10 protein-coding genes are annotated in these 9,370 nt (G+C 71.4%); 5 read left to right on the top strand and 5 right to left on the bottom strand.

Translation table 11 applies throughout. The annotated features are described in order from the left end of the window. Positions 1–178 precede the first annotated feature (178 nt). Together VJS38_RS03810 and VJS38_RS03805 are read left to right on the top strand one after the other, a co-directional pair. Entirely contained in the window at positions 179–1,006 is an 828-nt protein-coding gene (locus tag VJS38_RS03810; RefSeq protein WP_324086825.1) for a transglycosylase SLT domain-containing protein, read from the top strand. A 117-nt stretch (positions 1,007–1,123) separates the two neighbouring features. Continuing rightward, positions 1,124–2,302 (top strand): DUF2336 domain-containing protein, encoded by a 1,179-nt coding sequence (locus VJS38_RS03805; protein WP_324086824.1) that lies wholly within the window; start codon positions 1,124–1,126, stop codon positions 2,300–2,302. 140 nt (positions 2,303–2,442) lie between these two features. Here the strand turns inward: VJS38_RS03805 and VJS38_RS03800 are convergent, their stop codons facing one another. The 4 genes from VJS38_RS03800 to VJS38_RS03785 all read right to left on the bottom strand — a co-directional run bounded on the left by VJS38_RS03800 (position 2,443) and on the right by VJS38_RS03785 (position 5,185). Next, complete coding sequence (locus tag VJS38_RS03800; protein WP_324086823.1) at positions 2,443–2,928, bottom strand: Hpt domain-containing protein; 486 nt, start codon at positions 2,926–2,928, stop codon at positions 2,443–2,445. 77 nt (positions 2,929–3,005) lie between these two features. Continuing rightward, on the bottom strand, positions 3,006–3,788 hold the full coding sequence (locus VJS38_RS03795; protein WP_324086822.1) for an NAD kinase: 783 nt from the start codon (positions 3,786–3,788) through the stop codon (positions 3,006–3,008). Positions 3,789–3,851: 63 nt separating this feature from the next. Then, the gene (locus tag VJS38_RS03790) at positions 3,852–4,046 is read right to left on the bottom strand and encodes a hypothetical protein (RefSeq protein WP_324086821.1); all 195 of its coding nucleotides are present in this window, start codon (positions 4,044–4,046) and stop codon (positions 3,852–3,854) included. A gap of 47 nt (positions 4,047–4,093) precedes the next feature. Next, entirely contained in the window at positions 4,094–5,185 is a 1,092-nt protein-coding gene (locus VJS38_RS03785) for a DUF2336 domain-containing protein (protein ID WP_324086820.1), read from the bottom strand. A gap of 123 nt (positions 5,186–5,308) precedes the next feature. On the opposite strand from VJS38_RS03785, the gene glpK reads away from it, so the two are divergent. Then, positions 5,309–6,805, top strand: coding sequence for a glycerol kinase GlpK (gene glpK, locus VJS38_RS03780; protein ID WP_324086819.1), 1,497 nt, complete (start codon positions 5,309–5,311; stop codon positions 6,803–6,805). A gap of 176 nt (positions 6,806–6,981) precedes the next feature. Here the strand turns inward: glpK and VJS38_RS03775 are convergent, their stop codons facing one another. Then, positions 6,982–7,494 (bottom strand): cytochrome c family protein, encoded by a 513-nt coding sequence (locus VJS38_RS03775; RefSeq protein WP_324086818.1) that lies wholly within the window; start codon positions 7,492–7,494, stop codon positions 6,982–6,984. Positions 7,495–7,733: 239 nt separating this feature from the next. Between VJS38_RS03775 and VJS38_RS03770 the strand changes: the two genes are divergently transcribed. Together VJS38_RS03770 and VJS38_RS03765 are read left to right on the top strand one after the other, a co-directional pair. Beyond that, on the top strand, positions 7,734–8,324 hold the full coding sequence (locus VJS38_RS03770) for a DUF4129 domain-containing protein (RefSeq protein ID WP_324086817.1): 591 nt from the start codon (positions 7,734–7,736) through the stop codon (positions 8,322–8,324). Further along, on the top strand, positions 8,321–9,370 hold a 1,050-nt coding region (locus VJS38_RS03765; RefSeq protein WP_324086816.1), incomplete at its 3' end, for a hypothetical protein. The genes VJS38_RS03770 and VJS38_RS03765, both read left to right, overlap by 4 nt.

Genomic DNA, 9,370 nt, shown 5'->3' with positions numbered 1-9,370 from the left:
TGGCTGCTCGCGCCGCTGGTCGCGGGCGTTGTCGCCGCGCTCGCGGCCGGGCGCGACCCCGGCCGATACGCCGCGCGCCTCGATCCGAAACGGTTCTAGGTCAGGCGGAAGCGGCGCGTCTCGTTGTCCTGGGAACATGGTTAGCGGCTCGTTAACCATAAGGGCCGAGGAATCCAGCATGGCGATCGAGGGAATCCGTAGCGTGGTGGAAGGCGCGATCCAGCGCGCCGCCAAGGCTACGGGCGTCGACTTCGGCTTCCTGATGAAGACCGCCGGCCGCGAGAGCGGGATGAACCCGCAGGCGCGCTCGGGCGCCTCCTCGGCCGCGGGCCTCTTCCAGTTCGTCGAGCAGACCTGGCTTTCGACGCTGAAACAGCACGGCTCGAAGTACGGCTACGCCCGCTACGCCCAGCTGATCAGCAAGGGCGCCGACGGCCGCTACCACGTCGAGGGCGCGGAGGCGCGGCGGGCGGTGATGGACCTGAGGCTCGACCCGCACGCCTCCTCGCTGATGGCGGGCGAGCTCGCCGCCGACCACGCGGCCTATCTGAAGGGGCGCACCGGCCGCACGCCGACCTCCGGCGAGCTCTACGCCGCGCACTTCCTGGGGCCGCAGGGCTCGGCGCGGCTGATCGAGGCGGTGGAGAACACGCCGGGCGCGGTGGCGGCCAGCCTGTTTCCCGAGGCCGCACGCGCCAACAAGTCGATCTTCTATCGCGACGGCCGGCCGGCCTCCGTCGCCCAGGTCTACGCCAATCTCGCCAAGGCCGCGGGTCCGGGCGCGGCGTCGTCGCCCGACGCCGCCCCGGCGGCCGACGAGGACGGCGGCTTCGTCCAGTACGCCTCGGCCCGCCGCATGGACCGCGAGCGCCAGCAGGAGGCGCTGGTGGCCCTGATCCTTCGCGGATCGCAGCCGTCGGACCAGCTGGGCGTGGGCTCCCGCCTGGCCGGCTCGATGTTCACCAGCGAGATGCTGAAGGTCCTGTCGGACTCCGCCGAGAGCTGAACTCACCCTCGATCGTGGACGGCCGTCCACAGCTTCGCCTTGGAAACGCCTCGTTAATCATACCGCCGCAAGGTCGACTCGTGGGACTCCGGTCCTGCGTTGGGGGACGGCAGGGGCATGGCGACGACACGGTCGGCGTTGACGGAGATCGACATCCGCACGCTGGTGAAGGGAGCGACTCCCGACGAGCGCGCCGCGGCCGCCCACAAGCTCTGCCGGACCATCGACGAGACGCAACTGTCCGCCGAGGACCGCGAGACCGCCGCCGACATCCTGCGCATCATGGCCGCCGACGCGGCCGAGCTGGTGCGCCGCGCGCTCGCCGTGACGCTGAAGAAGTCGCCGCTGCTGCCGCGCGACGTGGCGCTGAAGCTCGCCCGCGACGTCGAGAGCGTCGCCCTGCCGGTGCTGAGCTTCTCGCCGGTGTTCACCGACGAGGACCTGGTGGAGATCGTGCGGCTGGGCGGGCCGGTGCGGCAGGTGGCGGTCGCCAAGCGGCCGCGGCTGTCGCCCAAGGTCGCCGACGTCCTGGCGCAGACGGGGGCCGAGCGCGCGGTGGTCACCGCCTGCGCCAACGACGCGGTGGAGTTCTCGGAAGGGGGCCTGCAGCAGGTGATGGCGCGCTTCGAGGCATCCGAGCGGGTGCTGGCCGCCGTCGCCTACCGCCAGACCTTGCCGCTCGCGGTCACCGAACGGCTGATCCACATGGTCGGCGACCAGGTGCGCGAGCATCTCATGACCCGGCACGCGGTGGCGCCGCAGGCGGCCCTGCAGCTGGCGCTGGAGACCGCCGAGCGCGCCAGCATCGACCTGATCGACGAGGCCGGCCGCGTCGCGGACATGAGGAGCTTCGTCGCCCACCTGAGCGAGGGCCAGCGGCTGACCGCCTCGCTGCTGCTGCGCGGCCTGGTCCGTGGACAGATGACCTTCTTCGAGTGGGGAATCGCCGAGCTGGCCGGCGTGCCGCACCATCGCACCTGGCTGATGATCCATGACGCCGGGCCCCTGGGCCTGAGGGCGATCTACGAACGCGCCGGCCTTCCGGCCCGGCTGTTCCCGGCCTTCCGCGCGGCGGTGGACACCTTCCACTCGCTGGAGCTGGACGGCCGGGCGAACGACATGGAGCGGTTCCAGGAGAGCCTGCTGCAGCGCTTCCTCACGCAGCCGCTGCCGGCCGCCAGCGAGGACGTGGACTATCTGCTGGAGAAGATGGACCAGGTCGCCGAAAGCCGCGCGGCCGAGCCTGAGCCCGCGGCGGTCATGGCCGAACCGGAGCCTGAGGTCGCCTGGCTTTAACCCGCTCGTCCCCGCGAAAGCGGGGATCCAGGCGTTTTTCGTTGCGGGATTTGCGGCTAGTCCCGGCGGTTCAGGACAAAAAACAGAAAAAACCTGGGTTCCCGCTTTCGCGGGGATGACCGGAGTTTTTGCTGCCGCCCTTACGCCAGCGCTTCGGCGACGCGCGCTTCCAGTTCCTGGACCAGGGCGCTGCCGATCGGGTGCTCGGCCGTCTTGATGTCGTCGCGCACGGCGGCGCGGATCGCGTCGATGTGGGCGTCGATCAGGGCGATCGGGGCGCGGGTGCGCTTTTCGGCGTCGTCGGTCAGGGTGCAGAGCGATGCGGCGATGCGGGTGATCAGCGGGAAGCCGTAGGTGGTGCCCAGGCCCTTCAGGTCGTGGGCGCGCAGGTAGAGGGATTCCACCGTCTGCGGGTTCAGGCCCTCGGTGCGGATCGCCTGGCGGGCGGCCTCGAGCTTGTTGATCTCGTCCTGCAGCCATTGGGCGAAATTGCCGGACAGGCTCTTCAGCGCCGCCTCGGCCTTGGCGATGGCCGAAGGGTCGAGCGCGCCCAGCCGGCCGCCGCCGACCTTGAGCCGAAGGGTGTTCGGCACCTGGATCACTTGCCCGCTGTTCTGCTCGTCCACGACGGCGTCTCCTGCCACTCGCGGATCAAGCTAGGACCGAGCCGTTAACAACAGGTGCAGCCTGCAACCTCCAGTACCTACGCCATGAACTGTTCGGCCAGCACCCTCTCCTCCAGGCTGCGGCCGGCGTCGAACAGCATGGTCAGGGCCAGGTCGCGGTCCTCGGCGACGTGCACTTCCAGGACGTTGCGGACCTCGAAATTGTCCGCCACGGCGCTCACCGGGCGCTTGTCGGATTCCAGGACCTCGAACTTCACCTTGGCGGTGTGGCGCAACAGCGCGCCGCGCCAGCGCCGCGGCCGAAAGGCGCTGATCGGCGTCAGCGCCAGCACCTGGGCGTCGAGGGGGATGATCGGTCCGTGGGCCGACAGGTTATAGGCGGTTGAGCCGGCCGGCGTGGAGACCAGGGCGCCGTCGCAGGAGAGCTCCGGCAGCCGGACCTGGCCGTCGATGGAGATGCGCAGCTTGGCGGTCTGGCGGGTCTGGCGCAGCAGCGAGACCTCGTTGAAGGCCAGCGCCCGATGCAGCCCGCCGTGCACGTCGGCGGCGACCATGCGCAGCGGATGCACCACGGCGCGTTCGGCGGCGTTGATCCGCTCCAGCAGGCCTTCCTCGCTGTATTCGTTCATCAGGAAGCCGAGCGTGCCCCAGTTCATGCCGTAGATCGGCTTTCGGCCGTCGATCTGGGCGTGCAGCGTCTCCAGCATGAAGCCGTCGCCGCCGAGGGCGACGATGACCTGGGCGTCCTTCGGGGCGACCTGGCCGTAGCGGGCGGCCAGCCGGGCGCGCGCGTCCTGCGCCTCGGCCTTTTCGCTGGCGAAGAAGGCGATGCGGGTCAGGAAAGGTTCTGGCTTGAACATGGGGCGGTCAGGAAGCCTGCAAGCCGCGCCGCTTGTCAAACGACAGTCTGTGGAAGTCCTGTTCTATCGCGCCAGCGGATGGGGCGGGGGGAGGACCTGGCTGTCGCCGCGCCATACTGTGACGAAGGCGCAGCTCGGATGCTGTTCCTTGAGCGCCACGGCGCGCTCGCGCGCATCGTCGTCGCCGTCGAGCTCGAAGGCTTCGAAGGTGGTGGACGATCCGTCCCACCGACACGGATAGAAGGTGTAGAGCGGCATCGCGCAGGCCCGCCAGAATACGCCCCTTCCCCAGGACGGTTCTGAGCTTACGCCCCGCCCACGGTGACGTCTTTCATCTGTGCTAAGATTCCGGATCGCGGGCGGTTCGAGCCGGCGTCGCCGCCGGGCCGTCCGCCGTTCAGGCCGCGGACCATCAGCAGGATCGAGGGGAAGGCGCTGCGGTCGATGCCGATCGCCGCGCAGGCCTGCTGCAGCGGGTCAGGCGTGGCCGCGTCCAGCGCCAGCCGAACCTGTTCGGGGCTGAGGCCGCCGAGCTTCGAGAGCGCCGCGGCGAAGAGGCTGAGCCGGCCTTCGCGCAGCGCGCGCACCAGATAGCCGGCGCGCAGCTGGCCGGCGCCCAGGAGCTTGTCGACCAGCCGTCGCTCCATCTCCTGGCGCTCGCCTTCGCGGGCGACGACGACCAGGCCGTCGTCCTGGGCGCGCACGCCGCCGTGAGCCTCGCGCACGGTCTCGGCGAGCGCCCGGTCGAGCGCCTCGGTGTCGAGCCGGAACCGCTCGGTCAGCGACTGGCGCATCGCCTGGCCCAGCCAGACGTAGAGCTGCAGCGCCAGCTCGCTGGTCAGCCGGGGGTGCTGGGCCAGCGGCGCGCGCAGGGCGGCGACGCGACGGGCCTCGGCGACCAGGGCGCGCATGTCGGCGTCGCTGAGTTCGGCGGTCGCGTTGCCGGCGAGCGCGGTCAGCACCGCCGGCTCGGCCTGGCGCAGGATGGCGGCGACGACCTGGGCGCCGAGCTTCGGGCGGCGGGCGACCTCGATCTGATGCTCGATCGTGGCTTCCAGCAGGAGGCGGATGAGGTCCTCGTCCTTGAGGACCGGGCTGGCGGCGATGATCGGCCGGGCGACTTCGATCTCGTCGAGGGCGAGCACGTTGATCAGGGCGGACGGGGCCCACTCGGCTTTCGAGAGCTTTTCGGCGAGCCTGCGGCGCATGTCGCGCTCGGCCTCGACGACGAGGCTTAGGAAGATCGAGGACAACAGCGCCTGCACGGAGGGCTGGCCAGCCGCTTCGCCGCCGATCTGGCACAGTTCGGCGAGCGCGAGCAGCAGGCGCTCGCGGTCCGCCGGCTCGCGGCTGCGGGCGAGCTGCAGAAGCCGTTCCTGGCTTTCGATCGCGGCCAAAAGCCCGATCCTTCTCTTTCTGAGTTGGCGAAGCCTGGCGCCCTTTCTGGTCGCCGCAGGTGAAAACATGCTTAAACCACGTTGAGAGCTGTGTCTGAACCAGGGCAGGGGGATGGTGAGCGCATGGCCGAGCCGCTGATCCTGGCGCTGGACGAGGGCACGACCAGCACCCGCGCCATCCTGTTCGACGCCGCGGGCCGCGAGGTCGCCGAGGCCGGGCGGCCGATCCGCCAGTCCTACCCGCGCGACGGCTGGGTCGAGCACGACGCCGAGGAGATCTTCGAGGCCTCGGTCGCGGTCATGCGCGAGGCTGTCGCCAGGTCCGGCCGCGATATCGACGAGGTGGCCGCCATCGGCCTCACCAACCAGCGCGAGACGGTGGTGGTGTGGGAGCGCGCCACCGGCCGGCCGATCCACCCGGCGATCGTCTGGCAGGATCGCCGCACCACCGAAATCTGCGAGCGGCTGCGGGAGGCCGGGCGCGAGCCGCAGGTGACCGAGGTCACGGGCCTGCTGCTCGATCCCTATTTCTCCGGGACCAAGTTCGCCTGGCTGCTCGACCGGGTGGAGGGCGCGCGCGGCCGCGCCGCCGAGGGCGAGCTGCTGGCCGGCACCATCGACAGCTGGCTCATCTGGAAGCTGACCGGCGGCCGGGTGCACGCCACCGACGCCACCAACGCCTCGCGCACCCTGCTGTTCGACATCCGCGAGCAGGCCTGGTCCGAGCCGATGGGCGAGCTGCTGGACGTTCCACTGGCGATCCTGCCGCAGGTGCTGGACTGCGCCGACGACTATGGCGAGACCCTGCCGGAGCTGCTGGGCCGGGCGATCCCGATCCGCGGCGTCGCCGGCGACCAGCAGGCGGCCCTGATGGGCCAGGGCTGCATCGGCAGCGGCGAGATGAAGGCCACCTACGGCACCGGCTGCTTCCTGCTGCTCAACACCGGCGAGAAGGCGCCGCGGTCCGACGCGCGGCTTTTGACGACGGTGGCGGCGCGGATCGGCGGGCGCGCCAGCTACGCCCTGGAAGGCGCGATCTTCGTCGCCGGCGCGGCGATCCAGTGGATGAACGAGGAGCTCGGCGTCCCCGGCGGCGCCGAGGGCGTCGAGGCGCTCGCCGCCCAGGCCCGCGCCGACCACGGGGTGGTGCTGGTGCCGGCCTTCACCGGCCTCGGCGCGCCGTGGTGGGACCCGCAGGCGCGCGGCGCGATCTTCGGCCTGACGCGCGATGCAGGCCTGGCGGAGATCGCCCAGGCTTGCTTCGACGCCTCGGCGCTGCAGACCCGCGACTTGATCGAAGCGATGCGGGCGGACGCGCCGGAGGCGTTCCAGGGCGGGGTGGAGCTGCGGATCGACGGCGGCATGTCGCGCAGCGAGCGCTTCGCCCAGCGGCTGGCCGACCTCACCGGCGTAGGCGTGGCGCGCGCGGCCTATCTGGAGACCACCGCGCTCGGCGCGGCCCTGTTCGCGGGGGTGGGGGCGGGACTCTACCCGGACCTGCAGGCCGCGGCTGCGGCGCGGCCCGACACCGAACTGCACGCCCCCAAGCTCGGCGTGCACCAGCGCGAGGCGGCCTACGCGCGGTGGCTGGACGCGGTGGCGAGAGTGCGCGCCGCCTAAGAAAAAGGCCTTCCCGACGGCGGGAAGGCCCAGAGCGAGGCGCCGGCATACTTTGGGGGCGATCCGGCGCCCAGTGAGGTCACGACAGATGCGGGTCGCGACCCGCTGAAGATGGATCGAGGCGGGGCGCGCGTCAAGGTTGTTTTTCGAGAAATTGCATCCTATGGGTGGAGCTGTTACGGTTTCGGCGCGCTGTTCACCATCAGATAGGCGATGACGTCGGTGCGGTCCTTGGCGTCCTTCAGGCCGACGAAGCTCATCTTGGTGCCGGGAAGGTCCGCGCGCGGGTTGGTGATCCACTTGTCGAGGTGGGCGCCGTCCCAGGTGAAGCCGGCGTTCTTCACCGCGTCGGAATAGTTGTAGTCGGGGACGGCGCCCGCCTTGCGGCCGACGACGCCGTGCAGGTGCGGGCCGGTCATGTTCGGGCCGCCGGGCGCGATCGAGTGGCAGGAGGCGCACATCGCGAACCTGGCTTCGCCGTTCGCCAGGTCGGCCGTGTTGTAGGGGGCGGGCAGGGAGGCCTGCACCTTCTTGATCTCGTCCGGCGTCAGCGCCGGCTGCGCCTGTTCGCCCGATGGCGCGGCTTGGCCTGCCGAGCCCTGGTCCGAAGCCTGGGTCGAGGACTTGCCGCAACCGGCAAGCCCGGCGGCGAGGCTGACGGCGATGGAGGTGACGACCAGGCGGCGCATGCGGACGGGCTCCTTGGCGAAAGACGGCGGCCTGGTTTTTGAAGGCGCGCGGCGCTGACCTCGCCTGGATCGGCATGCGATGCAAGCACGCCTTCGCCTTCGCGGCCGCTCCTGCACGTTTCACGGGCGTCCGGCTTCGCAGACAACTTCGGCCCTGATAGCTTGGCCGTCGCAGGGCGCAGGGAATCGCGAGCGGGATGTATTTGCCAGGCGGCGCCACGGCGGCTAGCTCCGGGCCTATGAAGCTGGCCGCGGCGCACCAGGCCTTCATGCAGGCGGACGGTCTGCAGCGCGACTTCACGCCGATGCCGGTCATGAAGCCGCCGCCGGCCTGGCTGATGCGGCTGCTGCACGCCCTGGGCGAGGCCGCGCCGGTGCTGAAGATCGTGTTCTGGGCCGGCGTCGCCCTGGGCGTGGCGGCCCTGATCTGGGTGATCGTCCGCGACCTGCCGTTCGCCGCCCTGTTCCGCCGCAAAAAGGCCGCCGCCGAGCCCTCCGACTGGCGCCCCGACGCCGGCGCCGCGCACGCGCTGCTGGAGGACGCGGACCGGCTGGCCGAGGCCGGACGGTTTGAAGAGGCCATCCATCTGTTGCTCTTCCGCAGCATCGAGGACATCGGCGCCAAGCGGCCGGAGGCGGTGCGCGCCGCGCTCACCAGCCGCGACATCGTCGAGGCCGCGCCGCTGTCCGAAGACGGACGCGCCGCCTTCCGGCTGATCGCCGACGCCGTCGAGCGCAGCTTCTTCGGCGGCCGGCCGGCAGGCCGCGACGAGTTCGACCGCTGCCGCGGCCAGTACGAGGCCTTCGCGCTGGCGGAGGTCGCCTCATGAGCGTGGCTGCGGCGGGCGCCGTCGAGCGCGAGGTCTTTCCCGCTCGCGCGATCATCATCCTGATCCTGGCGGGGGTGGTGGCGCTCGCGGGCTTCGGCCTGCTGGCGACCTATGCGCCGGAGCTGCGCGGCCGCAGCGACGGCGGGGCGCACGCGCTGTCGTCCTCGGCGGTGGGCTACCGCGGCGCCCAGATCATGCTGAAGGCGCTGGGGATCGAGACGCAGGTGGCCCGGACCCGGCCGAACGTAAGTGGTCTTCGCCGCTCCGGGCTCGTCCTGACGCCGGGGCCGACGGCGTCGTCGGAGGACCTCGACCATTATCCGTTGGCGCGGCGGACCCTGATCGTGCTGCCGAAATGGCGGGCCGTGCCCGACCCGAAGCGGCCAGGCTTCGTCCTGAAAACCGGCCTTCTGGGCGGCGGCGAGCCGGCCAGGCGGCTGCTCGCCGGCTTCGGGCCGGGGACCACGGTGACGGTGGAGCCCGGGCTGCAGCGCCGCACGCTTCAGGCAAGCGGCGAGGGCGGGACCTTCGCGCAGGGCTCGGTGCTGCCCCTCGGCCGGCTGGACGGCCTGCAGACCATCGGCGGCCCAGGCTGGCGGCCGGTGTTGGCGGACTCCCACGGCGACATGGTGCTGGCGCAGTCCGTTCAGCGGCCCGGCGTCTTCGTCCTCGCCGATCCGGACCTCCTCAACAACCAGGGCCTCGGCGACATCGATACGGCCCGCGCCGGCATGGCCGTGCTGCAGATGATCGCCGGCGACGACGGCCTCATCTTCGACGTCACCCTGAACGGCTTTGGCCAGGGGCGCAGCCTGGCGCGCCTGATGCTGTCGCCGCCGTGGCTGGCGGCGACGCTCTGCGTCGTGGCGGCGGTGGTGCTGACGGGATGGCAGGCGCTGGCCCGCTTCGCCGCCCCGCTGGCCGAGGGACGGGCCATCGCGCTGGGCGCGGCGGCCCTGGTGGACAATTCCGCCGGCCTGGTCCGGATGGGCCGCCGGGAGGCCGCGCTCGCGCCGGACTATGCGCGCACGACCTTCGGCCTGGTC

This window comes from Phenylobacterium sp. (assembly GCF_035276905.1).
Taxonomy (GTDB): Bacteria; Pseudomonadota; Alphaproteobacteria; order Caulobacterales; family Caulobacteraceae; genus Phenylobacterium.
The sequence above is the reverse complement of the archived record's forward strand: the minus strand, read 5'-3'. Positions and strand labels throughout refer to the sequence as shown.

What these genes read in the sequence shown, in the direction of transcription:
- VJS38_RS03810 (WP_324086825.1), top strand. Translation starts at nt 179, where the DNA reads ATGGCGATCGAGGGAATCCGTAGCGTGGTGGAAGGCGCGATCCAGCGC.
- VJS38_RS03805 (WP_324086824.1), top strand. Translation starts at nt 1,124, where the DNA reads ATGGCGACGACACGGTCGGCGTTGACGGAGATCGACATCCGCACGCTG.
- VJS38_RS03795 (WP_324086822.1), bottom strand. Translation starts at nt 3,788, where the DNA reads ATGTTCAAGCCAGAACCTTTCCTGACCCGCATCGCCTTCTTCGCCAGC.
- VJS38_RS03790 (WP_324086821.1), bottom strand. Translation starts at nt 4,046, where the DNA reads ATGCCGCTCTACACCTTCTATCCGTGTCGGTGGGACGGATCGTCCACC.
- glpK (WP_324086819.1), top strand. Translation starts at nt 5,309, where the DNA reads ATGGCCGAGCCGCTGATCCTGGCGCTGGACGAGGGCACGACCAGCACC.
- VJS38_RS03775 (WP_324086818.1), bottom strand. Translation starts at nt 7,494, where the DNA reads ATGCGCCGCCTGGTCGTCACCTCCATCGCCGTCAGCCTCGCCGCCGGG.
- VJS38_RS03770 (WP_324086817.1), top strand. Translation starts at nt 7,734, where the DNA reads ATGAAGCTGGCCGCGGCGCACCAGGCCTTCATGCAGGCGGACGGTCTG.